This is a genomic window from Brevibacterium sp. CCUG 69071 (assembly GCF_021023135.1).
Taxonomy (GTDB): domain Bacteria; phylum Actinomycetota; class Actinomycetes; order Actinomycetales; family Brevibacteriaceae; genus Brevibacterium.
In genome coordinates, this window is sequence record NZ_PGFV01000003.1 from 318711 (window position 1) to 345180 (window position 26470).

Genomic DNA, 26470 nt, shown 5'->3' on the forward strand with positions numbered 1-26470 from the left:
GGTTCCACTTCATCAGGATCTGCTCGCGCGATCCTGACCAAGAGGATTGAACTCCATCCCCAACTTTCGATTGATGTTTCGTCTCACAGGCCTCCGAAGCCCGAATTCGCGGGCGATGAGGCATACGCGGGGTTAGCCTGGGGCCATGGTTTCGGACAATGTGTTTGCGAAGATCGATCGCCTCGCCGGCGGGAAGAAGGCCGGCATCCTCGTCGCGCCCGAAGGACTCCGCCTGCCGAAGACGAGGACCGCATTCCGGTGGATCACGTGGCTGCTGTCCTTCGAGCTGGTGCTCGGGTTCGGCGCCGTCGTCGTCGCCGTCATCATCTCCCAGTCGGGCGACCCCGTGCCCTTCGCCGTGTGGATGCGCACGGTCGTCGTCCTCGGCATGACGGCAACACTGTTCTACTTCTTCTGGCGCGCGACGAAGGGGTACTACTGGGGCTACCAGAGGCTGCGCCTGTTCACGCAGATCTTCCCGGTGATCACCCTGGTCATGGCCGCAATCCCGGGCCTCTATCCCGTGTGGATGATCACCGAGCAGATCGTCTTCAGTCTCGTCATGATCGGCGTCGGCGACTTCCTCACCAGCGATCACATGCGTGAGGTGTTCCGGAAACCGGAGGACTGAGCAGGGCCGGTCGGAGTGCCAGCAGGCCGGTCGGCGAGGCGGCGGGCCGGGCGGTCGGATCTACGGGACCGGCCGAACCTGATCGTCGTCCGGCCTCAGCCGGCGACGAGCCGCCGCGCCTCCTCCTGGTGCGCCGCGATGAGCGCCTCCTTGTCGATCGGAGCGCCATCCGCACCGACGGCATTGCCGTCGAGCACGCGCCACTGCCCGCCGACCATCACCCGATCTGCCTTCTCGGCGCCGCAGAGCACGAGGGCCGGAATCGGATCGTGGGAACCGGAGAAGGCGAGACCGTCGAGGCGGAACATCGCGAGGTCGGCCTGCTTGCCGACCTCGATGCGGCCGATGTCCTCGCGTCCCAGCGCCGCCGCCGATCCGCGGGTCGCCCAGTCGAGTGCGCGAGCGCAGGTGACAGCCTCGGCGCCGTAACGCAGACGTTGGATGTAGAGAGCCTGTCGGACCTCGCGGATGAGGTTCGAGGCATCGTTCGAGGCGGATCCGTCGACGCCGAGTCCGACGTTGACCCCGGCATCCTCGAGTTCGACGGCACGGGCGATGCCCGAGGCCAGACGCATATTCGAGGTCGGGCAGTGGGCCACGGAGGCACCGGCCTCGCCGAGGCGGGTGATCTCCTCATCGTCGAAGTGCACACCGTGCGCCAGCCAGGCTCGTTCACCCAGCCACCCGACCGATTCGAGGTAGTCCACCGTCCGCAGGCCGAAGCGTTCCCGGCAGAAGTCCTCCTCGTCGAGAGTCTCGGCCAGGTGGGTGTGCAGGCGGACGTCGAGCTCCTCGGCGAGGATCGCGCTGTCACGCATGAGTTCGGTGGTCACGGAGAACGGTGAGCAAGGGGCGAAGCCGATCTGCACCTGCGCCCCCGCACCGCGTTCGTGGTAGGTCTCGACGAGGCGGCGGGAGTCGGCGAGGATGACCTCCGCGTCCTGCACGGTCTGCTGCGGCGGGAGTCCGCCGTCCTTCACCCCGAGTGACATCGACCCGCGGGTGAGCATCGCCCGCATCCCCAACTTCCGCACGACGTCGACCTGGATGTCGATCGCATCGTCCATCCCCGTCGGGAACAGGTAGTGATGATCGGCGGCGGTCGTGCAGCCGGATTCGAGGAGTTCGGCCATCGCAACGGTGGTGGCGAGTTCGAGAGCGCGCGGAGTCAGCCGGGCCCAGACCGGGTAGAGGTTCGTCAGCCACCCGAACAGCGGCAGATCCGCGACCGGGGCCCAGGCCCGCGTCAGGGTCTGATAGAAGTGATGATGGGTGTTGATCAGCCCGGGGGTGATCACGTGAGCGCTCGCGTCGACGATCTCACCAACGGACTGAACTCCCCCGGCGGGTTCCCCACCTGCGGGAATGAGCTCCAGGATGGTTCCGGTCGCCCGGTCGACGACGATCCCCCGCGCTGCTCGTCCCGGATCGACGCCGGCGCCGAGGTGGACGGCGAGTGGGTCACGGAGCCACACGGCCGAAGTGGCGGGTGTGGCAGCAGCGGGTGCGGGTGTGGCAGCAGCGGGTGCGGGTGTGGCAGCAGCGGGTGCGGGTGTGCCAGGTGCAGATTGCGGGTCGAAGGACATCAGGTCGCCTTTCGGTTCGGATCCGGTCGGGACCGCGTCTGCCGGGCCCGACGTGCGGCGACAACGCTGGGGCCATCGCCTCCAGCTCAGGTTTTCCGGCGTCTGCTGCTCCGCCGTTCGGGATACCAGGCTCTGTCCGAAGACTTTGCCCTCACAGTTTCGTCCACACACGGCGGCGAAGATCTGTCCCGAGGGTTTGCGCCGGAATGGCATACCGGCAAGACTGCACTCTAGCATGTGTCGCGGCTCACGAAAATGGGTTGCAGTCAGACCGCAATTCCCCTAAAGTTTTGCGATAAGGAAATAAGATTTCATATCTTGGAAAGATTTTCTTGGCTATCGCTTTGAACATCGTTATAGCTGTGATGATGGTTGAGGAAGCCGCAGATATGAGATCACCGATTCCCGATGCGCGGCGTCGAAGCGTCAGTCCTGACTCTTCGTGGCCATCGGCGCAGAGAGAACCGAATCAGACGATTCGGCAGAGCTCAACGGAGAGATAGATGTCGGCACCCAAACAGTCCACGAAGAAGGCACTCCGTCCGGAGGACGAGCGCCTCTCCGTCGGATCCTCATTCGCCTACGGACTTCAGCACGTCCTCACCATGTACGGCGGCATCATCGCCGTGCCGCTCATCATCGGCAACGCGGCCGGGCTCGACCCCAACGGCATCAGCATCCTCATCGCATCATGCCTGTTCATGGGTGGTCTGGCGACGATACTGCAGTCTTGGGGCGTCCCCTTCTTCGGGTCCCAGCTGCCCCTGGTTCAGGGCGTGTCCTTCGCCGGTGTCGCGACGATGACTTCGATCCTCGCCGGTGGGGACGGACTCCCGGCGGTCTTCGGTTCCGTCATCGTCGCCTCGGTGATCGGCCTCGTCGTCGCTCCGGCATTCGCCCTCATCGTCAAGTACTTCCCGCCCGTGGTCACCGGCACCGTCATCACGACGATCGGACTCTCACTCATGCCGGTCGCGGCGGGGTGGGCGATGGGCGGCAACGCCGAGGCGGCCGACTACGGCAGCGCACGCAACATCCTCATCGCCGTCGGCACCCTCGCAGTCGTGCTCATCCTCAGCAGGATTCCAGTTGCGACGGTCTCTCGTCTTTCAATTCTGCTGGCAATCGTCATCGGCACCATCGTCTGCGCGATCTTCGGATGGGCAGACTTCTCGGAGGTCTTCGCTCGCGGCATCTTCGCCTTCCCTGAGCCCTTCGCGTTCGGCTGGCCGACATTCTCCGCGGCGGCGATCATCTCGATGTTCATCGTCATCATCGTCACCTTCGCCGAGACCACTGCCGACATCATCGCCGTCGGCGAGATCGTCAAGACCAAGGTCGACTCGAAGCGGATATCCAATGGCCTGCGCGCCGACATGCTGTCTTCAGCTGTGTCGCCGGTGTTCAATTCGTTCACTCAGTCCGCCTTCGCGCAGAACGTCGGACTCGTTGCGATCACCGGTGTGAAGTCGCGCTTCGTCGTCACCGCCGGTGGTGTGATCCTCTTGGTCCTCGGCCTGCTGCCGGTCATGGGCGGCGTGGTCGCGGCGGTTCCCTCTCCGGTGCTCGGCGGTGCGGGGATCGTCCTGTTCGGCACGGTCGCCGCGTCCGGCATTCGCACCCTGTCGAAGGTCGAGTACGAAGGCAACCTCAACATGATCATCGTAGCCGTGTCCTTGGCCTTCGGCATCATTCCGGTCGTCGAGCCCGATTTCTACAACTCGTTCCCCTCCTGGGTCGGCATCATCCTGCACTCGGGCATCTCTTCGGCGACGCTCATGGCGGTGCTGCTCAACCTGGTCTTCAATCACATCGGAGCCAAGTCCAAGGACCGTTCCGATCGCTCGGTATTCGTCGCAGGCACGGGCCGAGTCATCCGCAAGGAAGAGCTGCAGCGACTCGTCGATCACGAGGCGATTCTCACCGAGGGCGATACCGTCAAGGACGGCAAGATCGTCGACTGCAACGGCGAAGAGGTCCCCGTCGTCACCGACGAACAGCACGAGAAGGTCATCGAAGCGGCCAAGAACGGCGAAGTCAAGACCCAGGACGACGTCCGCCGTGTGATCCAGGAGGACGAGGTCTGAGTACCCGAGCATTCCGCTGAGGCGATGCCTCCGTCGACGTTGCCGTCGATGTCGTCGCCTCAGCGAAGTGCGTTCAGAAGGGTGGGGGTTCGTCGCGATTCCAGTAGGAGTCATGCGATCGTCCGTTCGCGGACCAGGGATCGATCGATTTCCCTGATTCCCTGGCGACCCTGCGACTCCGTCGCCCTGTGGATCTCTTCGACTGTTCGGGTGGGCGATACTCGTTGCCCGGCGATCGGTCTTCCTTCCCGGACGACCAACCCTCCCTGCCCGGCGGACGAACTCTCGGATTGGGTGTCCGTGGAGGTCGAACCGAAGCGTCGAAGAGGGTATCGGTGCCATCGGGCGGGGCTGCCCCTGTCCGAGGTAGCGGGTCCGTCGCTGATGCTGGAGGGCTCGTGCCCGGTGACGGCGATGATCCAGTCGGTGGCCCGCTGCCCGGTCCGGGTGGTGAAGCATCTGGTCCGGGTGGTGGCCCATCCGAATCGGGAGGATCATCCGAATCGGGAGGTGCGTCCGATCCGGGAGAACCATCCGGATCAGGCGGCCGTCCCAGTTTCTCGATAAGCCTGGCATGTTCGACATTGATCGGCTGATCTGCCGGTGCCACATTCGTGGTCACTCCGTGTTTGAACACGTATTCGACACACCCGTCCGAGGTCTTGCGGACACTGTATCTGCGGTCGGTCTTCCCCTGGTGGTGCTGTTTGCAGAGGGGGTGGGTATTCATGAATGTCGTCAGTCCGCCCTGGTCAGGGCGTTGGTGATCGTACGAGATCAGATGATCGATCTCGGAGGTCTCGGCTCGGCGGGTACATCCGGGGGTGGTGCATGACTGCCACTTCGCAATCAGGACCCTCCGCACGGATGCGGGGATGGCGTAGTTGGTGGCTTTCGCATCGATCGGGGTCCCGGTGGCGGGGTCGGTGAGGATCCTCGTCCAGGTCGGGCATTCCTTGGCGATGGCGCGTACCGCGTCGGCCGGGACCGGGGCGCCGTCGGAGAAGACGCCGGGCAGTTCGGCATTTCCGGCGAGGGTGAGGAATGGAACGGTGACGAGCATTTTGCCCTGTCCGGCCATCCATTGCCCCTGTGTCGGCAGAACCAGATTGATGGTCGTCGATACCTTCACCGCACCATGTTCGGTTCCGGTCTCGGCGACCTCGCCGTCGGCGACACCGGTCTCGGCAGTCCCGGTGTTCGCGGCCTCTTCGATATTCGCTGCGGATTCGGCCGCGGCACGTGCCGCATCGGCCTGGTCGCGAGCCGCGGCGACGATTCCCACCGGGCTGGTCTCTTTCGATTCGGGAATGTTGAGGGGGATCTCGTCGGTCGTCGTCTGTCCGGTGGTGGTGTCGTGAGTGGTGACCTCGATCGTCAGCTGAGGCCGAGTGCGGGTCGAAATGTCGAACATGAGGGCATTGATGCTCCGTTCATCGACCACATCCATACTCGACGTATCCTCGGTGGTGAACTCGGCGATCTGGCCCGACGCGATCGCTCTCGCGAAGGCCTCCAACCGAAGGAAATACGCCTTGAGCTCCGCAGCAGGACCCGACAGAGTCACGGCCGCAGTGCCGTCCGGATAGGTCGTGATGTCAACACGCCGACGCTTCGACGCTTCCTTGAGCCTGTCCTCAACGGGCTCAAGAGCGGCGACCTTCGTGTTCACAGACCTGCGGAACGTCTCAATCGTGACATCGGCACGGCGCTGGGCCAGGTAGGCGTCGAGGAACGGAAAGTGCTCGAATTTGAGATCCCTGGCGGCCCTCGAAACAGCGTCGAGGTGTTCGATGGTGAACTCGCCCGCAAAGACCCGGGCCGAAAACCGGGGCAGGCCGTGGTTGAGCATCATGGCCGTGGTGATTCTGCCGTAGGCGTGATCGATCGTCGCGCCGAGCACAGTGGTGAATTCGGCGATGTCATCGGTCTCCGCCAGACCTCTCACCCATCCGGAGAATGTCTGATCGAGACGGAACCGGGGGAAGATCGGCAGTTCACGAACTGGCTCGAGCGAAGGGCCGGCTTCGGACTCAGTGGGAGCCTCAACTTCAGCCTCGAGCTTCTCCGCCTCCGTATCAGCTTTGACTCCCTCCACCTCGGCAGCGGCTTCCCGGTCGGCCTCGACATCCTGGTCTGTCTCGACTTCACCGGCGACTTCGAACTCCGACTCGGTGACGACCTCGGCAGCGGGAGCCGCACCGTCTGCGGCCAAGAGTGCGCGGAGACCATCGAGCTTGCTTCGATACGATTCCCGCGGCGACGGCGCATCGGGATCCGGGACATCTTCCTTGGCTGCCTCGACGAAGAGGAATCGTTCGACGGTGTCGGTGAACGAAGCGTAGTCATAGAGGCCGTCGACCCCGTTGGCGGCGAAGTTGAGCTGCTGGATCGTCTCGGCCATGAACACGTTGCCGATGGCCTGGTACTCAATCACCTGCGTCATCGTCGAGGCCTTCACCACATGTGCCAGGACGGCCAACAGCGAGTCCGGAGCAACATCGAGGCGACGCGGTGAGTCCGGCCCCACTGTGGGCGGATCGATGACATTGCCGATCTGTCCGGTGTCGGGGACCAGTTCGGACGATGTGGTTTCGGGCGATGCAGTCGGGTCAGGTTCGGGTGCAGGGGTGGGGCCTTTGGTACCAGGATCATCTGGATCCTTCATCGGTTTCACCTGCTCTCCACGACGGTGTGGGTGCTTTTATCCAGTCTACTAATGATTGCGAAGAATGAATGTCACAATTCGGTAAACAATCGAACGACAATCACATATCATTCAAATGAATGATCGACTTTCAGGCAGGGAGAACGCACTCACGAACATCGGTTCCGCCCAGCGGTCGGCGGCACGAGCCCACGCTGTTCCGTCCTCGCCCTACTCCACGAGCAGCTCCGGCAGATCATCCATCGAGGTGAACACCTCGGCCGCCCCCGCCGCCAGCAGCGTCTCAGGACTCTGGTGAACCAAGGAATCCGGGCTGAATCCGAGAACATGCGAACCCGCCGCAACTCCGGCGATGACTCCGGTCGGGGAATCTTCGATCACAGCCGCCTCGGCGGGGTCGACCTCCAGGAAATCGGCAGCCGCCAGGTAGACATCGGGGGCAGGCTTCGAGCGCGGCAGCTCCATGCCGGAGAAGATCCTGCCCTCGAACGATTCGAACAGACCGACCTTCTTCAGCTGCAGTTCGATCTTCGGCCGATCCGCACTCGACGCACACGCAAGCTTTCCCGGATAGGCCAGAGACAGCTCACGCACGGCCTCGACCACACCGGGAATCGCCTTGAGGGACGCTTCGAGCGCGACATTGCGACGCTGCCGGAACTCGGACAGCCAGTCGGCATCGATGCGGTATCCGGTGTGCTCCTCGATGACATCGGCCTCGTCCCGAAGCATCTTGCCCACAAAACGTGCCAGTGACTCTTCTCGCGACAGCTGCCACCCGAGGTCCGCGAGCATCTCACGCAGGACTTCGTTCGTGATGCTCTCGGATTCGACGAGGACTCCATCGCTGTCGAACAGAACGGCGGCATATCTCGGCTTCGGCGTCATGTCCTGATTGTCTCACTCGGCACTGACGCGAGGTTCGGATACCCGAGGGGCGGACGGAGCCGACCGCACGCAGAATGGGCGGTTCGACCGCACGCAGAACATGCGGTTCGGCCGCGCGCAGATTGGGAGGTTCGGCCGCGCAGATCGGGCGATTCAGGTGTCAGCAGAATGAGCGGTTCGGTGTGAGCAGAACAGGCGACCGCGAATCTCCGCCGACCGCGCGCAGAATGGGCGACTTCAGCCCCACCCGACCTCAGCACTCACCCGAGCGCGAGCGCCGAATACAGAATCCATCCGGACCCCAGCGCACATGCCACGATGACCAGGGCGAACAGTGTCAGCCAAGCCCCGGCTGGAAGGCTCGAACCTCGGCTGAGGATATAGGCATCGGACTGCTGCACACCGCGCCTGCGCGTGTGGACCCGGATGACCTTGACGAGGTCTTTGAGCGAGCCGATGGCCAGCGCCGTGCCCAGTGCGGCCACGAACACCGAGATCCACTCGAGCGGCAGGAACACGACGACGAGCTGCGCCGCCACGGCCGTGATCACGGCGATGACGGCACCGGCGACATTGCGGATGAAGATGAGCGCGACCAACAGGATCAGGGCCCCGATCGACAGAGCCAAAGGCGCCCAGCCGAACACCGCCGAGGTGATGAGGACCAATCCGAGCACGCCGGGTGCCGGATATCCCCAGAACCCGGCCCAGGTGGCCGAGAAGCCGACCCGGCCGAAGGAGTTCATCTGCCCGGAATGATCGAAGTTCAGCGAGATTCCCTTGACCACACGCCCCGTCATCAGTGCCGCGAAAGCGTGCCCGAGCTCGTGCACGAAGGTCACGAACATCCCGAAGAAGCGCCAGACTCCCGGCGTCAGCGTCACCACCAGGGGAATGCCGACCACGAGGACGAGTCGCAGAACATCGAGTTCGAGGCCGTCCTGACGCCCGAATCCGGACGTGATGGCCTCCCACCACGTCGCCGCTCCCTGTTTCAGATCCATAGCCGCCAAGTCTATGAATCAACCCTGAGCGGCGTCCTCAGGCGATAGCCAGCTGAGTCTCGGGGTCGAAGATCCGGGCGCGCTCCGGGTCGAGAGCCAGCCACATCCGATCCCCGCGCTTGGGCGTCGATCCCTTCGGCAGACGGACGACGAAAGGACGCTCGCCGAGGTGGCCGACCGTTCCGGTCCCGCCCATGTCCGCTGAACCGCCGCCCTCGGTCCGGGCCAGCGACCCGTAGACATAGGTGTCCGAGCCCAGCTCTTCGATGAGATCGATGTCGAGAGCCAGGGCCGCTTCGCTCTCGCCGCTGGGACGCAGGTCTTCCGAGCGGACCCCGAGGACCACCTCGGCGGGGGTGTCGGCAGCATTCCGAACGAGCGGCACCCGAGCGTCGCCGACGACCAGCCCCGACTCGGCCCGGCGTGCATTGAGCAGATTCATCGTCGGCGAGCCGATGAACCCGGCGACGAACAGCGAGCGCGGGTGATCGTAGAGCTCACGCGGGGTGCCGACCTGCTCGATCCGGCCGCCATTCATCACCACCACCCGATCCCCCATCGTCATCGCCTCGGTCTGATCATGCGTGACATAGACGGTGGTCACGCCGAGCTTGCGCTGCAGCGCAGCAATCTGCGCACGGGTCTGCACGCGCAGCTTCGCATCGAGGTTCGACAGCGGTTCGTCCATGAGGAAGACCTGCGGCGATCGCACCAGCGCACGGCCCATCGCCACCCTCTGCCGCTGCCCGCCCGAGAGCTCGCGCGGCTTGCGATCGAGCAGACCATCGAGCTCGAGCATCGCCGCGGCCGTCTCGACCTGGGTCACCCGCTCGGCCTTGGGCACGCCAGCGTTCTTCAGGGAGAACTCGAGATTGCCGGCCACACTCATGTGCGGGTAGAGCGCATAGGACTGGAACACCATCGCCACGTCCCGGTCTTTCGCCCCCACCTCGGTGACGTCCTGGGAACCGAAGACGATCCGTCCGGACGTGGGGTGCTCGAGACCGGCGAGCATCCGCAGCGTCGTCGATTTCCCACACCCCGAGGGACCGACAAGGACGAGGAACTCCCCGTCGGCGATGTCGAGATCGAACCCCGCAACCGCGGGGGTCTCGGCCTGCGGGTAGCTCAGGCTGACATCTGTGAGGGTGACGTTGACCATCGTGCGGTCTCCTGTGTCTTGTCGTCGGGAAGGTGGCTTCAGTTCTTCAGCTTGTCCGGCAGATCGTTGTCGTAGAGGCCCTGCAGCTCGTCCTGGGCGCCCTGCAGCTCCTCGGTGACATCGGCATCCGAGGTGAGGATCTTCTGCAGCGACTTCGCGATCGTCGTGTCACCGCCGGGCAGGAGCACTCGGCCCGGATCCTGGGTGCGGGTCTTCTCGAGCTGGTCGACCGCGACCTCGAACTGCGGGGTCTTCTCGTAGACCTTGCTCATATCGGCGTCCGTGCGCACAGGCAGGTAGCCGGTGCCCTCGGAGAACGTGGCCGTGTTCTCGGAGTTCGTCAGGTAATCGAGGAACATCGCCGAGGCGAGCTGCTCCTCCGGGCTCGACTTCGCCGAGATCCCCACGCCGGCACCGCCGGTGGGCACGACCTTGTCGGTCTCCTTCGGTCCGCCCGGCAGGAAGCCGACGCCGACCTCGAAGTCAGCGGATTCGAGGATGCCGGCCAGCGAACCGGTCGAACCGAGCACCTGGCTGGTCGCACCGGCGGCGAAGTCATCCTCGGGGACGCCGCTGGAGACGTTCGCCCAGCCGTCCTTCGTCGAATCCTGCGCGAACTGGACGGCCTCGACGGTCTCGGGGCTCGTCATCGCCGACATGTCCCAGTCGCTGCTCCAGCCGCCGCCGTAGCCCCAGACCATGTTGCCGAGGATCCACGCCGGGTAGGCGTCTTCCTTCGGGTAGCTCAGTGCCGACTTCGCGGTCTTCTTCTCCTGCAGCTTCTCCGAGTTGGCCTTGACGTCCTCCCAGGTGGCAGGGGCCTTGTCATCGAGTCCGGCCTTCTTGTAGTGGTCCTTGTTGTAGTAGAAGATCGGGGTCGACCGGGCGTAGGGCACCGCGTAGTGGGCGTCCTCGTAGAGGTAGTCGTCGAACAGTGTCTCCTGGTAGGTCGAGGTGTCCGACTCGGCGGATTCGAGGACCTTGTCGACGGGCAGCAGCGAGTCGTTGGCGAAGTTCGTGAACCAGGTGGCATCGGAGACGACGACCATGTCGCCGACCTCGTCGGAGTTCTGCGCGGTCTGGAACTTCTGCGAGACCTCTTCGTAGTTCGCCCCCGCGGTGACGAGTTCGACGTCGATGCCGGACTCCTTCTTGAAGTCGGCGACGATCTGCTTCTCGATGTCCATGGACCCGCCGGGGTGGTTCGTCCAGAAGGTGATCTTGTCGGCGGGCTCAACATCCGAGTAGTCGACATCGGTCTCCGCAGCGGAATCCGAACCGACGCTGGGTCCGCAGGCGCTCATGCCGAGCGTCGCGAGACCGAGGATTGATGCGCCGAGAACGAAGCGCTTGCTGGTGCGGGACATGTTCTTCTCCTTGAGAGCGGTGGTTCAGGTGGCTGGAATGGTCAGGTTGGCTGTACTGGTTCAGGTTGGCTGGGATGGTTCAGGTGCTGGTCACTACTTCACCGCGCCCTGGGTCAGGCCCGAGACGATGTGGCGCTGGAGGGCGGCGAAGACGATGAGGACGGGCACGATGACGAGCACGGCGCCTGCCATGAGGTAGCCGTAGCTGCCGGTCTGCCCCTCGACGGACTGGAGCAGGTTGAGCCCGACCGGCAAGGTCATGTTCTCCGGGGTGTCGGTGATGACCAGCGGCCACATGAACGAATTCCACTCGGTGACGATCGTGACCAGGGCGACGGTGGCGATCGCCGGTGCGCAGACCGGGACGACGATCTTCCACAGCTTCTTCCAGTGGCCCGCGCCGTCGAGTTCCGCGGCCTCGAGCATGTCGATCGGCAGGGTCTTGAACTGCTGCCGCAGCAGGAACGTTCCGAAGGCCGTGCCCAGTCCCGGCAGCAGGATCCCCCACAGGGTGTTGCGCCCGCCGAGGGCGGATATCGTCATATAGTTCGGCAGCAGCGCGACCTCGGGCGGAACCATCAGGGCGACGAGGATGCCGAGGAAGATGATGTTCTTGAACCGCACCTTGATGAAGACCAGCGCATACGCCGAGGTGATCGCCAGGACCACCTTGATGAGCGAGCCGACGGCGGTGACGATGATGCTGTTGAGCAGGATCCGTCCCAGCGGCACGCGATCGGCGACCGCCGCATAGTTGTCCGCCGTCGGCTCCTGCGGCCACAGGGTCGGGGTCAGCGTGACGATCTCGCCCGGCGGTTTGAACGAGGCGATGACCATCCACACCAGCGGCAGGACGATGACCGCGAGCGCGATGAGCAGCGGCAGGTAGCCGGTGAGGATCGTCTCACCCAGATGCCGTGGGGTGAAGGCCTCGCGCCAGGCGGGGCCTCGGCCGGATCGACCCGATCCACCCCGCGCCGAGGTGGTCCCGGAGACCCCGGCGACAGCGCCGGAGGTATCTGCCCCGGTCCTGGCAACCCCTGCCCCGGTCCCTGCGATGATGCCCGCATTCCCAGCCCCCGCCTCGGCGCCGGGGTTCGCTTCGTTCCTGGATTCGACGCTCATGCGTAGTGGACCTTCCGCTCGACGAAGCGCATCTGCACCGTGGTGATGATGAAGAGCGCGAGGAAGAGGACGACCGAGATCGCCGCGGAGTAGCCTGCCCGCTGGTAGACGCCGAAGCCCTGGAGGAAGAGTTCGAAGACGATGGTGTTCGTCCCGTGTCCGGTCGGCGTCATGATCCGCAGGATGTCGAAGGCCTGCATCGAGGAGAGGATCGTGGTGATGATGAGGAAGAACGTTGTCGGACCCAGCAGCGGGAAGCTGATCGTGAAGAAGCGGCGCACAGGACCGGCGTGGTCGATGGCCGCGGCCTCGAGCAGGTCCTTCGGGATCGACTGCAGTCCGGCCAGGTAGACCACCGCGCAGTAGCCGAGGTTCTTCCAGATGTAGACGACGATGACCATGACGAGAGCAAGATTCTTGTCCAGGTACCAGTCCGGCGAGTTCGCCCCGAAGAAGGCGAAGACGTGGGAGAGCAGACCGATCTGCGGATCGAAGATGAAGTTCCAGACCATGCCGACCCCGACCCCGGAGAGCACATAGGGCGAGAAGACGGCGGTGCGGGCGAAGGTCCGTCCCGGGATGTTCCGGTTGAGCACGAGGGCGAGGAGCAGGCCGATCGCCATCGAGATGACGACGGTGCTGATCGTGAAGATCAGCGTCACCCGCCACATATCGAGCCCGGTCGGCGAGGTGAAGAGAGTGAGGTAGTTCTTCAGTCCGACGAAATCCGCGCTGGCCGCTCCGAGGCGCCAGTCGAGCATCGAATAGTAGATGTTCGAGGCCAGCGGGTAGTAGATGAACGCAAGGATGAGGAGGACGTTCGGGGCGAGGAAGGCGAGGAACGTCGCCCACTCGCGCACACCTCGGCGATGCCGTGCCGCCTTCTGCGCGGGCGGATCCTGCACCTCGGACGGGGTGAGCGCTGCCTTCATTCCCATCCTCCGCCTCGGTCGACTCCGGCCGTCCGGCTGGACGACCTCGGTCATTGTCACCAGGCAGGATGAACCGCGACTCCGCTGTCGCTGAACAGCCGCGATCGGGCAGGTGAACGCGGCCGATGCGGGTGAATCACACCCGCACAGCCGGGACGTGCGGCACAGGCACGCGGGATGGCTGCGGCCGCGTCACCTCGGCGAACGTCCTGAGGTGGACGACAGCCCACGAGAACGTGAACGCGTTCGCGCTCCGTTCACCGGTCCCGCCGAGGCGGTTGCTCGAGCCGCACTCAGACCAGAAGCCGCTCGGTCCGGGCATCGAAGACGCGCACCTGTGCCGGATCGATGTGGACGCTCATCCGTTCCCCTCGCCTCGGCACTCCGCCCTTGCTCAGCCGGGCGACCACGGGCTTCTCGCTGAGCTTGAGCGGATCCTGCTCGGGGGTGGTGCCGTAGACGAAGGTGTCGGAGCCGAGCTCCTCGACGAGCGAGATCTCGAGTTCGAGTTCGCTCGTGCCCTCCCCTGGTGAGACGGCCAGATCCTCGGGCCGGATGCCGAGCACGATGTCCTCCCCCGATTCCGGCAGATCCCGGGGCAGGGAAACCGAGACTCCCGCGCCGACCGCCGTGCCGTCGGCTCCGCGCGTGGCCGGAATGAGGTTCATCGTCGGCGAGCCGATGAACGCGGCGACGAACAGCGTGGCCGGGGAGTTGTAGAGCTCGCGCGGGGTGCCGGCCTGCTCGATCCGGCCCTCGTTCATCACCACCACCCGATCGCCCATCGTCATCGCCTCGGTCTGGTCGTGGGTGACATAGACGGTGGTCACCCCGAGCTTGCGCTGCAGGGCCGAGATCTGGGCGCGGGTCTGCACGCGCAGCTTCGCGTCGAGATTCGACAGGGGTTCGTCCATGAGGAAGACCTGCGGCCGGCGCACGATCGCCCGGCCCATCGCCACCCGCTGCCGCTGTCCGCCGGAGAGCGCCTTCGGCTTCCGGCCGAGGAGGTCCTCGAGTTCGAGCATTGCGGCGGCTTCGGCGACGAGCTCCCGACGCCGGTCCTTCGCCACGCCCGTGTTCTTCAGGGAGAACTCCATGTTCTCCGCAACGCTCATATGCGGGTAGAGGGCGTAGGACTGGAAGACCATGGCGACGTCGCGGGTCGTCGGGGACACATCGGTGACATCGGCACCGTCGAAGAGGATGCTGCCCGAGGTGGGGAATTCGAGACCCGCGAGCATCCGCAGGGTCGTCGACTTCCCGCAGCCCGAGGGGCCGACGAGGACGAGGAATTCGGAGTCCGCGACCTCGAGGTCGACGTCAGCGACCGCCGGCCGCTCCGTTCCCGGATAGCTCAGACTCACCTCGCGCAGCGAAACATTGACCATGGGGCTCCTTCGCCTTTCTGTTGCCTGCCGTTCCCTACCGTGTCCTCAACCACCGAACTCGGCAGATTTGTGATTGAGAACTATCAGAAAGATCCATTCATGTGATTGATATTCACGGAATCACTTCACAATAGCGATTATATACTTGATTTGTGACTCCACTCACAGCATACTTTCTTTCAATGCGACTGTTCCGATCGACGCGGGCAACCGATGGCGACCGGGAAGGTCGACCGACGATACGTTCAATGGAGAACTGCTCATGAGAAGAACACGCACACTCGGGGCCATCGCCGCCACGGCAGCATTGACGCTGACGGTGTCCGGCTGCGGCTTCGGCGGGTCCGATTCCGGCGACGAGAGCGGAAAGACCACCCTGGACTTCCTCGTCCCCACCTACTCGGATGTCACGAAGGGACTCTGGGAAGACGTGATCGAGGGCTTCGAGGCGGAGAACGAGGACATCTCCGTCAACCTCGAGGTCCAATCCTGGGACAACCTCGAGAAGGTCGTGTCGACGAAGATCCAGGCCGGCGAGGCCCCCGACATCTACAACGGCGGGCCTTTCGCCGGCTTCGCCTCCGATGATCTGCTCTACAAGGCCGAGGACGTCACGAGCCCCGAGACGTTCCAGGACTTCGACGAGGGCTTCCTCGACAATGAGACCCTCGAGGGCACCGCCTATGCGGTGCCGCTCATCGCCTCGACCAGGGCGCTGTTCGTCAACAACGAACTCCTCGACGAGGCGGGGGTGAAGGAGGCGCCCAAGGACTGGGACGAACTCCTCGACGCGTCGAAGAAGGTCTCCGAACTCGGCGACGGAGTGGCCGGCTACGGCATGCCGCTCGGGTCCGAAGAGGCCCAGGCCGAGGCGGCGATCTGGCTGTGGGGCGCCGGCGGGACCTTCGGCGACGAGAAGGAGATCACGATCGACACGCCTGAGAACCTCGAGGGCGCGAAGCAGATCAAGAAGATGATCGACGAAGGCGCGACCCAGGACGATCCGGGCTCCTCCCAGCGTACCCCGCTGCTCGACATCTTCGTCCAGGGCAAGATCGGCATGCAGGTCGGTCTGCCCCCAACGGTCGGCCAGATCAAGGACTCCAATCCCGACCTCGACTACTCGGTGGTGCCGATTCCGACCAAGGACGGCTCGCCGATGACCCTCGGGGTCGGCGATCAGCTCATGGCCTTCCAGAACGACGGGGACAAGGCCGAGGCGATCACGAAGTTCTTCGACTACTTCTACACCGCTGAGAACTATCTGCCCTGGGTCGAGGCCGAAGGCTTCCTGCCGGTGACGAAGTCCGGCTCGGAGGAGCTCGCCGACAACGAGGATCTGAAACCGTTCCTCGATCTCATGCCCGATGCGCAGTTCTACCCTTCGACGAACTCGAAGTGGTCGGCCACCGACGGCGCCTTCAAGTCCACCTTCGGTGAGCTCGAGTCCAAGCCCGCCGACGAGGTGCTCGGGTCGATCCAGGATCAGGTCGACGAAGGGTGAGCCTGAGTTCCAAACCGAGCAGTTCGGGCTCCGCACCGAAGAGCCCGGGTTCCAAGCAGCGGAGCTCGGGTTCCGGGCGCCGGACCACGTGGCGTGACACCCTCAAGGCTCTGCCGTGGCTGGCCCCGGCGCTCGTACTCATCGTCGGGGTCGTGTTCTTCCCTGCCGGGCTGATGCTGTTCAACTCGACTCGGGATCTCGCGATCTCCGGGCTCGACAAGGGTTCGGTCGGCTTCGACAACTACGCCACGGTGTTCGGCTTCTCGCAGTTCTGGCCGATCATCGGCCGCACTGTGATCTGGGTCGTCGCCGTCGTCGGTCTCACCGTGGTCATCTCGCTCGGGCTTGCGCAGGTGCTCAACAAGGCCTTCCCCGGTCGGCAGCTGGTCCGGCTGGCCGTGATCATCCCGTGGGCCGCCTCGGTGGTGATGACGACCATGGTCTTCTACTACGGTCTCGAACCGTACTTCGGGGTGGTCAACAAGTTCTTCGTCGACCTCGGGCTGATCGACAATCCGGCCGGCTACGGGTGGACGAAGAATCCGACCACGGCCTTCCTGTGGTCGATCGTCATCGCGATCTTCGTGTCCCTGCCCTTCACCACCTATACGCTGCTGGCGGGCCTGGCCACGATCCCGCGGGAGACGATCGAGGCCGCGCGGATGGACGCGGCGGGTCCCGTGCGCACCTACTTCGCGGTCATCCTCCCGCAGCTGCGCGGGGCGCTGAGCGTCGCGGTGCTCATCAACATCATCAACGTGTTCAATTCCCTGCCGATACTGAAGGTGATGACCGGATCGATCCCCGGCTACGGGGCGGACACGATCATGACGATGATCTTCAAGTACATCGAACTCCAGCGCAAGGTCGACGTCGCCAGTGCGCTCTCGGTGATCGCCTTCGCAATCGTCATCATCATCGTCATCGTCTACGTCCGCGTCGTCAAACCCCTCAAGGAGGTCTGAGATGTCGGCCTCGCTCGACCGGAACACCCAGGACACGGCCCCCGGAACTCAGGACACCGCCCCTGGAACTCAGGCCCCGCCTCGGCGGACGAAGCGCTACACCGAGGACAAGGTGCCCTTGGGCACCGTGATCGGGCGGATGATCGTCGGCCTCGTCGTCCTGGCCGTGTTCATCCTGCCCTACCTCATCATGGTCTTCGGCTCGGTGAAGACGAAGTCGCAGATCAGGTCCGTCGACCCCACGTACTTCCCGCAGGAGTGGCACTGGGAGAACTTCGCGTCGATGTGGTCGACTCCGGAGACGCCGCTGGCCCAGAACATGATCTCCACGGTCATCATCTCGGTCTGCGCGACCCTGCTCGTCCTCGTCGTCGCCCTGCCCGCCGCCTACTACACCGCCCGGTTCCGGTTCCCCGGCCGGATGGTCTTCATGTTCCTCGTCATCGTCACCCAGATGCTCCAGCCGGCGGTGCTGACCTCGGGCCTGTTCCGGCAGTTCTCGATCCTCGGCCTCGGCGACACCTGGGCGGCGATGATCCTCGTCAATGCGGCTTTCAACCTGTCCTTCGCAACGTGGATCATGCACTCCTTCTTCGCCGGGATCCCCAAGGAGATCGACGAGGCGGCCCGACTCGACGGCGCATCCCAGCTGGCCGTCCTGTTCCGGATCAACCTCCCCCTCGTGTGGCCGGGGATCGTCACGGCGATCGTGTTCACGTTCGTGGCCTGCTGGAACGAGTTCGCGGCCTCGCTCGTCATCCTCTCCACGGCGGGCAATCAGCCGATCTCGGTGGCGCTGACGAAGTTCGTCGGTCAGTACGAGACGAGCTGGCAGTACGTCTTCGGGGTCTCGATCGTCGGCATCCTGCCGGTGGTGCTGCTGTTCATGCTCATCGAGAAGCGCCTCGTCGGCGGCCTGACCACGGGCAGTGTGAAGTAGGGGCGAGTCACTGGTTCGAGAACGCCGCGTCGAAGGCGGTCTCCGGGCGCTTCCACAGCAGTTCGCGGATCTTCGCGACCGCCTCGGCGGCCCCGTGGAGTCGGTCCATTCCGGCGTCCTCCCACTCGATGGAGATCGGACCGGTGTAGCCGATCGAGGCGAGCGCGCGGAACGCGTCCTCCCAGTGCATGTCGCCGTGACCCGTGGAGACGAAGTCCCAGCCGCGCCGCGGGTCTCCCCAGGGCAGGTGCGAGCCGAGGATCCCGCTGCGGCCGCTGGCCGGTCTCAGTCGGGTGTCCTTGCAGTCGACGTGATAGATGCGATCGGCGAAGTCGGTGATGAATCCGATGGTGTCGATCCCCTGCCAGAGCAGGTGGCTGGGATCCCAGTTGAGACCGAACGCCTCACGGTGCTCGATCGCCTCCAGGGTTCGCACCGTCGTCCAGTGGTCGTAGGCGATCTCGGAGGGGTGGACCTCGTGGGCGAAGCGCACCCCTTCGGAATCGAAGACGTCGAGGATCGGATTCCACCGCTCGGCGAAGTCTTCATAGCCTGAGTCGATGACCTCGGCGGGGACGGGAGGGAACATCGCCACATAGGGCCAGATCTTCGAGCCGGTGAACCCGACGACCGTGTCGACGCCGAGCCTGCGCGCCACCCTGGCCGCACGCTTCATGTCCTCGGCGGCGCGCTGTCTGACCCCTTCGGCCTCGCCGTCGCCCCAGACATAGTCGCGCACGATCGCCCGATGGCGGAAGTCGATCGGGTCATCGCACACAGCCTGCCCGGCCAGGTGATTCGAGATCGCCCATACCTTGAGACCGTGTCGGTCGAGGATGTCGAGGCGGGACTGCAGGTAGGCAGGGTCCTCATCGGCCCGAGCCAGATCGAGATGGTCCCCGGAGCACGCGATCTCGAGACCGTCGTAGCCCCAGGAGGCGGCCAGTCGGGCCACCTCTTCGAAGGGCAGATCCGCCCACTGGCCGGTGAAGAGTGTGACGGGATGCGAACTCTCGGTCATGGCTGCTCCTTTGCAGGTGAGTCTATGTGTGCAGGGGTATCGATGTGTGCAGGGTTCTCGGTGCGTGCAGAGTCTTCGGGTGATTCAGCCGGGGAGGCATCTCTCATCCGACCACGCTGCATCTCGGTGAGGAAGTCGGCGCTGGCCCGGGCCAGTTCGTCCTGGCTGATCGCCAGCGGCCGCCAGATCGATGCGGCCACGGCGATCGTGTCGTTGTCGGCGGTGAAGCTCTCCAGGGTCAGCGGCCCCCCGTAGCCGATGTCGTCGAGGGCATCGAGGAAGCCGCTCCAGAAGCGCCGGTCCCCCTCGGTCCGGTCTCCTCCCACCGGACCTCTGTCGTTTCCGCAGACCTGAACGACCAGGCAGTGGTCCCCGGCGGCGCGGATTGCGGCGGCCGACGAGCGCTCCTCGATATTCAGGTGATAGCTGTCGAGGGCCAAACCGAGGCCGCTGCCCAACAGGGGGCCCAGGGCGTCGAGTCCCTGCTCGACCGTGTTGATGATGCTGGTCTCGTAGCGATTGAGCGGTTCCACGGCCAACGCCACTGCCCGCTCGGCCGCATAGTCGGCCACCGGGCGCAGCGCCTCCCGCAGGGTGTCGATGACCACCCTGCGGTCGGCCGCGTCCATCCTCCAGACCCGTCCTGTGGCCGCGGTGAACGGTCCCGCCACGGTGGGCGATCCCACGGTGTGGGCCACGTCCACGCAGTGCCGCAGGTAGTCCTGGGTGTTCGCACGGAACCTCGGATCGATGAGGTCCCGACCGGGGCCCATCGCCCCGACGATCCGCGCACCCATGCCGGACTCGGCGAGCACCTCGGCGGCGGTGTCCGGGTCCCAGTCGCCCGCGCGCTCCACCGGCAGCTCCAACAGACCAAACCCGAACCCCCGGGCTCTGACCGCCAGATCCTTCAGTATCTGAGTCGTCAGCGGGGACGCCCACACCCAGGTGTTGACGCCGAGCTCACGCGGCCCGACCCCGGTCGGGCCGGGCACGCCCGCGATCTCCTGTGGCTCGTTCATGGCTGCAGACTCCGATCAGAGGATGATCAGGGGATGACCCTGTCCTGCCACACCTCGGGGAATCCCGACATGTCCTCGCCGCCGAACTTCGCATAGTGGCCATCGGGCATTCCCTCATTCCGGTCGAGGTACTCATCGAGGTCGCCGGCAGTGATCGGACTCTGCGGCAGAACCCATTCGGTCGGCACCTCCTCGCCCTTGAAGATCATCTCCGCGGCCAGCAGCGGAGTCCTCCACTGGAAGTTCGTGTACACGGGAGCCAGGGCCGTCATCTCCGTCTCCTTCCACTTCCGCAGGAAGCTCAGCTCGTCCTCACCGGTCATGACGGGATAGTCCTTGCCGCCATCCTCGAAGGCTTCAATGGCCGAGACTGCGCCGTCTCCGGCGTCCATCCAGATTCCCTGCACGTCACCCTTGGCGAGCTCATCGGAGACGACCTTCTTGATCTCGGCCGGATCGCCCTCGGTGAAGTAGTCGACGACCTCGATTCCCGCCTCCCCGAAGAGCTTGTCCGCGGCAGCCCACCGCTGTTCGAGCACGTCGACGCCGGGCAGGATGCGCAGGGCCACAACTTTGTCGCCTTCGCTGAGATTGTCGATGAGGAACTGCGAGGTGTCGATGCCCCAGGCGAATCCGCCGATCGGGTGGATGAAGGTCACCGCACAGTCGGTCTCGACGCCGCGGTCGAAGACGATGACGGGTTTGTCGGTCTCACACGCTCGTTCGACGGCCGGGGTGATGGCGGCCGTGGAGTTCGGCGAGATGATGAAGCCGTCGCAGTCGCCCTCGGAGATGAAGTAGTCGATGTCGGCGATCTGGGTGTCATCGTTGTCCTGCGCATCGCGGGTCTCCATCTCCGTGATGACGCCGTCCTTCTTCAGCTCCTTCAGCTGTTCGTTCATCGTGATCCACCCTGTCTGGCGCCACGGGTTGGAGATCGAGGCATTCGCGAAGCACATCTTCTTCTCGCCCTCGGCCTTGAATTCCGAAGTCTCGCCCATCTCCGGGTTGATCATCTGCAGGTAGGGTTTGTCCTCCGGGCCTTCCGGCACGACATCGCGCTCCTCGAACTGCTTGTCATAGAGCTCCTGATCGAACCATTCCTGCGACGACTCCTCCCCACCTCCGTCCCCTTCGTCCGCCGGCTCCACGGAGGGATCCGTCGTGCACCCCGCCAGTGCGATGAGCGCCGAGGCCCCCGCAATGGCGACCGCTGTTCTCACGCCTCTTCTCATGATGGAATCTCCTCTGTCATGTCCGGTCGGCGCCGTCGCCGCCGGTGAGTGGGATCGACGAAGGTGTCCCCGCCGAGGTGGTCATTGGCTTCTCGGCGACCCTCGCCGAGGTGGTGGCATCGTCCGGTGCGCTGGCAATGTCAGATGCGCTCGGCCGCTTGCGCCGTTTCGCGAAGATCACCCCGGAGTAGGCCACCGCCGCGATGATGATGGCGCCCTGGATCGCGTCGCGCATCGTCGCCGGCACCGTGGTGAAGTTGAGCAGGGTGAAGAGCGATTCGAGGGTGAAGGCGCCGATGAGAGCGCCGAGCACGGTCCCCCGACCGCCGCCGAGCACGACACCGCCGAGGACCACGGCGGTGATCGCCGTGAACTCGTATCCCTGTCCCACCGAGGGGTGCACGCCCGCATAGCCGGCCAGGAGCACACCCGCCACGGTGGCCGAGAGCGAGGAGAGGACGAATGCGAAGGTCTTCGTCCGCCACACATTCGCGCCCGCGAAGGTCGCCGCCCTGGCGTTGTCGCCGATCGCGACCACCGTCTGTCCGAAGGGCCGGCGGGAGATCCACACTGCGAACACGATCACGGCGATGAGGACGAGCACCGCGTAGGGCAGAAGGTCGACGACGGGGAGACCCTCGATCCCGCCCCGCCCGAGCCGCCGGAAGGACTCGGCGGGGTTGCCCGTCGCCGTCCCACCGGTCCACCACATGACTCCGCCGTGGATGACGAGCATCGTGCCGAGAGTGACGATGAAGGACGGCACCTTGAGCAGAGTGGTGGCCAGGCCGTTGACGATGCCGACGATGATGCCGATGCCGAGCATGAGGACGAGCACCGGACCGGTCTTCGTGTCATCCTCGCCGATGAGGTGACCTGCGGTCATCACCTGTGCGGTCACGACCGCCCCCATCGAGAGGTCGAACTCGCCGGAGACGATGACGAAGTACTGACCGATGGCGACGATCGCGATCGGTGCGACCCGTTGGATGAAGCGCATGAGGGAACCCGGCTCGGCGAAGCTCGGGTTGAGCACGATGATGGCGGTCAGGATCACGATGAGCAGGACGAGGACGATGCCCTTCGGGTCAACAGCGCGTCGGACCAATGTCATGAGGCGGTCTGATCTGTTCTCCGCGGCAGATGCGTTCATTGCGATCGCCCTCCCGTCTCCGCAGCCGGCGCGGGAGCCGCAGCCGGAGCGGGAGCCGGAGCGGGAGCCGGAGCCGATCCGGTGGCGATGTTGGGCCCCGGTGCGTTCGCGGCGAAGCGGATCCGGCGGGCGATGACCCGGCGACGGGCGTAGAGGGCGACGGCGATGATGATGACGAGTCCGCGGATGACGTCTTTGAGGAACGGGTTGAACTGCATGACGCTCATCAGGTTGTCGAGGACTGCGAAGATGGCCACGCCGCCGATCGTCCCCCAGATCGATCCGCGCCCGCCCATGAGCACCGTGCCGCCGAGGACGACCGCCGCGATGGAGAGCAGATCGTAGCTGCCCTGCGAACCGACGGTGGGGCTGCCGACGCCCAGACGACTGGCCAGCAGAAGGCCGGCCAGTCCGGCGCACACTGAACTGCCGATGTGGGCGCCGATGAGCGGCAGCCGCTGCCGGACCCCGGAGAGTCGGGCGACCTCCGAGCTGCCGCCGACGGCGAAGAGGTGGTGTCCGAAGGCGGTGCGCACGAGAATGAAGGCGACGAGGGCGGCGAGCGCGAGCATGACGATCGTCGAGATCGGAACCGGCCCGATGCCGGTGGCGCCGAAGAGCTGGAACGACCAGGGCACGCTGCCCTCCGTTCCCTGATAGTTCGTGTCGAGATACCCCTTGAGAATGAGCCCCACGCCGAGAGTCGCCACGAATCCGTGGACCCCGAGAACGGTGACGATGAGTCCGTTCGCCAGACCGATGCCGGCAGTGACCACGAGGGTCAGCAGCACGGCCGGGACCACCATCGCATCGCTGCCGTTCATCGTCTGCGCCGCAACGAGGCTGGCCAGACTCATCACATAGGGAACCGAGAGATCGAGGGAGGCACCGAGGATGACGAGGGTCTGGCCGATGGCGACGAAGCCGAGCACGCTCATCCCCGTGAGGATGTCCCTGATGTTTCCCGGGCTGAAGAGGCTGCGCCCCGTGGTGGCGACGAGGATCGCGGCGATGATGAGGACGGCGAGGAGCGCGAGGTAGACGAGTGCCGTGGTGTCGAGTCGGCGCAGCCGCAGTCTCATTGCCGCCCCACCGTCCCGGCATCGTCGCCGATCACCTGGTTCTCCGTCCCGACTGCCAAAGCGAGGATCTCCTCTTCGGTCGAACTCGGCGGCAGCTGGCCGGCGACCCTTCCGTCGGACATGACGAGGACCCGATCGGACATGCCCAGCACCTCCGGCAGCTCGCTGGAGACGAGGACGATCGCCACACCTCGGCGGGCGAGGCTGCGGATGAGTCGGTAGACGGCGATCTTCGCTCCGACGTCGATGCCGCGGGTCGGCTCATCGAGAAGCACCACCTGCGGGGAGGTCGCGAGCCATTTGGCCAGGACGACCTTCTGCTGATTCCCACCGGAGAGGGCGCGCACCTCCTGGGCCGAGCCGCGGCTGACCACCTCGAGGGATTCGAGGATGCCGGGCACCTCTGCCCGCATCTGCCGGGCCCGGGAGGGGAACACCGCTCGGATCGCCAGCAGGGCGTTGTCGAGCACCGATTGGGAGAGCGCGAGACCTGTGCCCTTGCGGTCCTCCGTGACGAGTGCGAGTCCGTTGCGGACCCCCTGCCGTGCCGATCTCAGGGTGAGAGTCGAGCCGTGCAGGCGCAGCGTTCCCCGGGTGAAGGGAACGACGCCGAAGATCGCTTCGAGCAGCTCCGTCCGTCCCGAGCCCTGGAGTCCCGCGACGCCGAGGATCTCACCGGCGTGCAGGTCCACGTCGATGTCGTCGAGCTGTTCGCTGCCCCCGCCGCGGACCTCGAGGACCACTTCGCCGATCTCCGTGCCTTCCTCGGGCTCGGGAAAGAAGGCGCTGATGGGCCTGCCGACCATGGCGCGGACGAGGCCGGCATGATCCAATTCTTCCGCCGGGCGACTGGTCACGAGCGCTCCGTCTTTGAGCACCGTGATCGTGTCGCACAGATCGAAGATCTCCTGGAGCCTGTGGGAGACGTAGATGATCGCCACGCCTTTGGACTTCAGCGCCCCGATCACCCGGTAGAGCACGGCCACCTCGGCCTCGGAGAGGGCCGCCGTGGGTTCGTCCATCGAGATGACCCGCGCGTCGACGGACAGGGCCTTGATGATCTCGACGATCTGCTGTTCGGCCACCGTCAGCCACCCGACCTTCGCCTCGGGGGTGATTCCCTCCACGCCGAGGTCGTCGAGCAGGGCCTGCGTGTCCGCTCGCATCGCCTTGACGTCGACGAGACCGCGCCGGCGAGGTTCCCGCCCGAGGAAGACGTTCTGGGCGACGGTGCGGTCGGGCAGGAGGTTGAACTCCTGGAACACGGTGGCGACCCCCGCTCGGCCCGCTTCGACGGGATGGGAGAAGTCGACGAGGCGATCGTCGATGGTCAGTTCTCCGCCGTCGCGTCGGTGCACCCCGGCGATGATCTTCATCAGCGTGGACTTGCCGGCGCCGTTCTCGCCGACGAGTCCGTGCACGGTGCCCGCGTGGACGTCGAGCGAAACCTCGTGCAGAACCTCGACGCCGAAGAACTGCTTGCGGATGCCGCGTGCGCACAGCACGGGGGCACCGGACGTAGGCGCGCCCGTCACAGCTGCTCGACCTCCACCCAGGTCCGCTGCGCCGCCGAGCGCAGCACGGCTTCGGTGACGAGTGCGGCCCGGACACCGTCGGCGAGCATCGGCACTCCCTCTCGCTCCTCACCGGCGAAGACCGCGTAGGAGTCGGCGATGAAGGCGTTGAAGGCATCCTGGTAGCCCTGCGGGTGCCCGGCGGGCACGGTGCAGAGTCGAGCGGCATCGAGGCTGAGCGCCTCGGGGTCGCGCATGATCAGGCGACTGCCGCTGCGCCGACCGATCCACAGCTGCTCCGGCTGCTCTTGGTCGAAGGCGATGCTCTCCTCGGTCCCGGCGACCTCGAGGACGAGGCTGTTCTTCCGTCCCGGAGCCAGCTGCGAGACGAGGACCGAGCCGGTCCCTCCGCCCTCGAGCTCGACGGTCATCGCAACGGTGTCCTCGGTCGTCACCTCGGCCCCACCTCGGCGGGGGTGCACTGTGCGCGTCGTCGCCGCGAGTGCGACGATGCGCTGCCCGAGGACGAATTCGATGAGGTCGACGAGGTGGGATCCGATGTCCGCGAAGGCCCGCGAGGGGCCGCCCGCACCGGCGTCGACGCGCCAGTTGTCATCCTCGTCCCCGAGCAGCCAGTCCTGCAGATAGCGGGCATCGACGGTGAGGATGCGCCCGACCTCGCCGCGCCGGATCGTCTCTCTCGCCTCGCGCACCATCGGATGGTAGCGGTAGACGAACGGCACCGTTCCGGTCAGTCCCCTCTCCTGTGCGGCGTCGAGGATCGACCGGGCCGAGGCCGCGTCGGTGGCCAGCGGCTTCTCACAGATGATGTTCGCGCCGGCGGCGAGCGCCCGCAGGGACTGTTCGACGTGGCCGGAGTTCGGGGTGCAGATGTGGACGACGTCGAGCCCCAGAGCGTCCAACTCCGCGCTCGTCGTCGCGGCCTCGTAGCCCAGTGCCGCCGCAGCGCGTTCACTGCCGACCGGACCGGAGGTGGCGATCACGGAGAGCTCCGCGCCGGCGAGTCGAGCCGCCTGGGTGTGGGTGCGCGCCATGAAGCCGCCACCGAGCATTCCGATTCTCGGTGCCGTCTGGGACGTATGAGCAACACTGACCATAGATCATTATGGTGACGGCCTCACCACTTTTGTCAATAGCTTTTCAAATGTCTTTCGCGAACCGTTGCTCTTCTGCAA

21 protein-coding genes are annotated in these 26470 nt (G+C 65.2%); 5 read left to right on the forward strand and 16 right to left on the reverse strand.

Annotated elements, in window-relative coordinates; translation table 11 throughout:
• Nucleotides 1–145 precede the first annotated feature (145 nt).
• Nucleotides 146–631, forward strand: coding sequence for a hypothetical protein (locus CV023_RS10670; RefSeq protein WP_230745577.1), 486 nt, complete (start codon nucleotides 146–148; stop codon nucleotides 629–631).
• A 95-nt stretch (nucleotides 632–726) separates the two neighbouring features.
• On the opposite strand, the gene CV023_RS10675 is transcribed toward CV023_RS10670, so the two are convergent.
• Nucleotides 727–2106 (reverse strand): 8-oxoguanine deaminase, encoded by a 1380-nt coding sequence (locus tag CV023_RS10675; RefSeq protein ID WP_230745579.1) that lies wholly within the window; start codon nucleotides 2104–2106, stop codon nucleotides 727–729.
• A gap of 614 nt (nucleotides 2107–2720) precedes the next feature.
• Between CV023_RS10675 and CV023_RS10680 the strand changes: the two genes are divergently transcribed.
• Complete coding sequence (locus CV023_RS10680) at nucleotides 2721–4304, forward strand: nucleobase:cation symporter-2 family protein (RefSeq protein WP_230745581.1); 1584 nt, start codon at nucleotides 2721–2723, stop codon at nucleotides 4302–4304.
• A 73-nt stretch (nucleotides 4305–4377) separates the two neighbouring features.
• On the opposite strand, the gene CV023_RS10685 is transcribed toward CV023_RS10680, so the two are convergent.
• The 8 genes from CV023_RS10685 to CV023_RS10720 all read right to left on the reverse strand — a co-directional run bounded on the left by CV023_RS10685 (nucleotide 4378) and on the right by CV023_RS10720 (nucleotide 14838).
• A complete protein-coding gene (locus tag CV023_RS10685; RefSeq protein WP_230745583.1) occupies nucleotides 4378–6972 on the reverse strand; it encodes an HNH endonuclease signature motif containing protein in 2595 nt (864 codons plus the stop codon).
• A 210-nt stretch (nucleotides 6973–7182) separates the two neighbouring features.
• Complete coding sequence (locus tag CV023_RS10690; RefSeq protein ID WP_230745585.1) at nucleotides 7183–7860, reverse strand: HAD family hydrolase; 678 nt, start codon at nucleotides 7858–7860, stop codon at nucleotides 7183–7185.
• A 260-nt stretch (nucleotides 7861–8120) separates the two neighbouring features.
• On the reverse strand, nucleotides 8121–8864 hold the full coding sequence (locus CV023_RS10695) for a M50 family metallopeptidase (protein WP_230745587.1): 744 nt from the start codon (nucleotides 8862–8864) through the stop codon (nucleotides 8121–8123).
• 37 nt (nucleotides 8865–8901) lie between these two features.
• On the reverse strand, nucleotides 8902–10026 hold the full coding sequence (locus CV023_RS10700; RefSeq protein WP_230745589.1) for an ABC transporter ATP-binding protein: 1125 nt from the start codon (nucleotides 10024–10026) through the stop codon (nucleotides 8902–8904).
• Nucleotides 10027–10064: 38 nt separating this feature from the next.
• Nucleotides 10065–11393, reverse strand: coding sequence for an ABC transporter substrate-binding protein (locus tag CV023_RS10705; protein WP_230745591.1), 1329 nt, complete (start codon nucleotides 11391–11393; stop codon nucleotides 10065–10067).
• 93 nt (nucleotides 11394–11486) lie between these two features.
• On the reverse strand, nucleotides 11487–12518 hold the full coding sequence (locus tag CV023_RS10710) for a carbohydrate ABC transporter permease (RefSeq protein WP_230745592.1): 1032 nt from the start codon (nucleotides 12516–12518) through the stop codon (nucleotides 11487–11489).
• Entirely contained in the window at nucleotides 12515–13450 is a 936-nt protein-coding gene (locus tag CV023_RS10715) for a carbohydrate ABC transporter permease (RefSeq protein WP_230745594.1), read from the reverse strand. The genes CV023_RS10710 and CV023_RS10715 overlap by 4 nt, the downstream gene beginning before the upstream one ends.
• Before the next feature lie 293 nt (nucleotides 13451–13743).
• Entirely contained in the window at nucleotides 13744–14838 is a 1095-nt protein-coding gene (locus tag CV023_RS10720) for an ABC transporter ATP-binding protein (RefSeq protein WP_230745596.1), read from the reverse strand.
• Between the two features lie 262 nt (nucleotides 14839–15100).
• Between CV023_RS10720 and CV023_RS10725 the strand changes: the two genes are divergently transcribed.
• Genes CV023_RS10725 through CV023_RS10735 form a run of 3 tightly spaced genes read left to right on the forward strand, consistent with a single transcriptional unit; the run spans nucleotide 15101 to nucleotide 18247 of the window.
• On the forward strand, nucleotides 15101–16342 hold the full coding sequence (locus tag CV023_RS10725; protein ID WP_230745598.1) for an extracellular solute-binding protein: 1242 nt from the start codon (nucleotides 15101–15103) through the stop codon (nucleotides 16340–16342).
• Complete coding sequence (locus tag CV023_RS10730) at nucleotides 16339–17307, forward strand: carbohydrate ABC transporter permease (protein WP_230745600.1); 969 nt, start codon at nucleotides 16339–16341, stop codon at nucleotides 17305–17307. Before CV023_RS10725 ends, CV023_RS10730 begins: the two co-directional genes overlap by 4 nt.
• Nucleotide 17308: 1 nt before the next feature.
• Nucleotides 17309–18247, forward strand: coding sequence for a carbohydrate ABC transporter permease (locus CV023_RS10735; RefSeq protein WP_230745602.1), 939 nt, complete (start codon nucleotides 17309–17311; stop codon nucleotides 18245–18247).
• A gap of 7 nt (nucleotides 18248–18254) precedes the next feature.
• Here the strand turns inward: CV023_RS10735 and CV023_RS10740 are convergent, their stop codons facing one another.
• Genes CV023_RS10740 through CV023_RS10770 form a run of 7 tightly spaced genes read right to left on the reverse strand, consistent with a single transcriptional unit; the run spans nucleotide 18255 to nucleotide 26392 of the window.
• Entirely contained in the window at nucleotides 18255–19268 is a 1014-nt protein-coding gene (locus CV023_RS10740) for a sugar phosphate isomerase/epimerase family protein (RefSeq protein WP_230745604.1), read from the reverse strand.
• On the reverse strand, nucleotides 19265–20290 hold the full coding sequence (locus CV023_RS10745; protein WP_230745607.1) for a sugar phosphate isomerase/epimerase family protein: 1026 nt from the start codon (nucleotides 20288–20290) through the stop codon (nucleotides 19265–19267). The genes CV023_RS10740 and CV023_RS10745 overlap by 4 nt, the downstream gene beginning before the upstream one ends.
• 26 nt (nucleotides 20291–20316) lie before the next feature.
• Complete coding sequence (locus CV023_RS10750; protein WP_230745609.1) at nucleotides 20317–21525, reverse strand: substrate-binding domain-containing protein; 1209 nt, start codon at nucleotides 21523–21525, stop codon at nucleotides 20317–20319.
• A 16-nt stretch (nucleotides 21526–21541) separates the two neighbouring features.
• Complete coding sequence (locus CV023_RS10755; RefSeq protein ID WP_413332539.1) at nucleotides 21542–22678, reverse strand: ABC transporter permease; 1137 nt, start codon at nucleotides 22676–22678, stop codon at nucleotides 21542–21544.
• Nucleotides 22675–23760 (reverse strand): ABC transporter permease, encoded by a 1086-nt coding sequence (locus CV023_RS10760; protein ID WP_230745611.1) that lies wholly within the window; start codon nucleotides 23758–23760, stop codon nucleotides 22675–22677. The genes CV023_RS10755 and CV023_RS10760 overlap by 4 nt, the downstream gene beginning before the upstream one ends.
• Nucleotides 23757–25295 carry a sugar ABC transporter ATP-binding protein gene (locus CV023_RS10765; protein WP_230745613.1) on the reverse strand — a complete coding sequence of 513 codons (1539 nt, stop codon included), beginning with the start codon at nucleotides 25293–25295 and terminating at the stop codon, nucleotides 23757–23759. Before CV023_RS10765 ends, CV023_RS10760 begins: the two co-directional genes overlap by 4 nt.
• The gene (locus CV023_RS10770; RefSeq protein WP_269067304.1) at nucleotides 25292–26392 is read right to left on the reverse strand and encodes a Gfo/Idh/MocA family protein; all 1101 of its coding nucleotides are present in this window, start codon (nucleotides 26390–26392) and stop codon (nucleotides 25292–25294) included. Before CV023_RS10770 ends, CV023_RS10765 begins: the two co-directional genes overlap by 4 nt.
• Nucleotides 26393–26470: the final 78 nt, after the last annotated feature.

Coding starts and splice junctions, on each gene's coding strand:
- CV023_RS10670 (WP_230745577.1), top strand. CDS start 146: ATGGTTTCGGACAATGTGTTTGCGAAGATCGATCGCCTCGCCGGCGGG.
- CV023_RS10680 (WP_230745581.1), top strand. CDS start 2,721: ATGTCGGCACCCAAACAGTCCACGAAGAAGGCACTCCGTCCGGAGGAC.
- CV023_RS10685 (WP_230745583.1), bottom strand. CDS start 6,972: ATGAAGGATCCAGATGATCCTGGTACCAAAGGCCCCACCCCTGCACCC.
- CV023_RS10690 (WP_230745585.1), bottom strand. CDS start 7,860: ATGACGCCGAAGCCGAGATATGCCGCCGTTCTGTTCGACAGCGATGGA.
- CV023_RS10695 (WP_230745587.1), bottom strand. CDS start 8,864: ATGGATCTGAAACAGGGAGCGGCGACGTGGTGGGAGGCCATCACGTCC.
- CV023_RS10700 (WP_230745589.1), bottom strand. CDS start 10,026: ATGGTCAACGTCACCCTCACAGATGTCAGCCTGAGCTACCCGCAGGCC.
- CV023_RS10705 (WP_230745591.1), bottom strand. CDS start 11,393: ATGTCCCGCACCAGCAAGCGCTTCGTTCTCGGCGCATCAATCCTCGGT.
- CV023_RS10710 (WP_230745592.1), bottom strand. CDS start 12,518: ATGAGCGTCGAATCCAGGAACGAAGCGAACCCCGGCGCCGAGGCGGGG.
- CV023_RS10715 (WP_230745594.1), bottom strand. CDS start 13,450: ATGAAGGCAGCGCTCACCCCGTCCGAGGTGCAGGATCCGCCCGCGCAG.
- CV023_RS10720 (WP_230745596.1), bottom strand. CDS start 14,838: ATGGTCAATGTTTCGCTGCGCGAGGTGAGTCTGAGCTATCCGGGAACG.
- CV023_RS10725 (WP_230745598.1), top strand. CDS start 15,101: ATGAGAAGAACACGCACACTCGGGGCCATCGCCGCCACGGCAGCATTG.
- CV023_RS10735 (WP_230745602.1), top strand. CDS start 17,309: ATGTCGGCCTCGCTCGACCGGAACACCCAGGACACGGCCCCCGGAACT.
- CV023_RS10740 (WP_230745604.1), bottom strand. CDS start 19,268: ATGACCGAGAGTTCGCATCCCGTCACACTCTTCACCGGCCAGTGGGCG.
- CV023_RS10745 (WP_230745607.1), bottom strand. CDS start 20,290: ATGAACGAGCCACAGGAGATCGCGGGCGTGCCCGGCCCGACCGGGGTC.
- CV023_RS10750 (WP_230745609.1), bottom strand. CDS start 21,525: ATGAGAAGAGGCGTGAGAACAGCGGTCGCCATTGCGGGGGCCTCGGCG.
- CV023_RS10755 (WP_413332539.1), bottom strand. CDS start 22,678: ATGAACGCATCTGCCGCGGAGAACAGATCAGACCGCCTCATGACATTG.
- CV023_RS10760 (WP_230745611.1), bottom strand. CDS start 23,760: ATGAGACTGCGGCTGCGCCGACTCGACACCACGGCACTCGTCTACCTC.
- CV023_RS10770 (WP_269067304.1), bottom strand. CDS start 26,392: ATGGTCAGTGTTGCTCATACGTCCCAGACGGCACCGAGAATCGGAATG.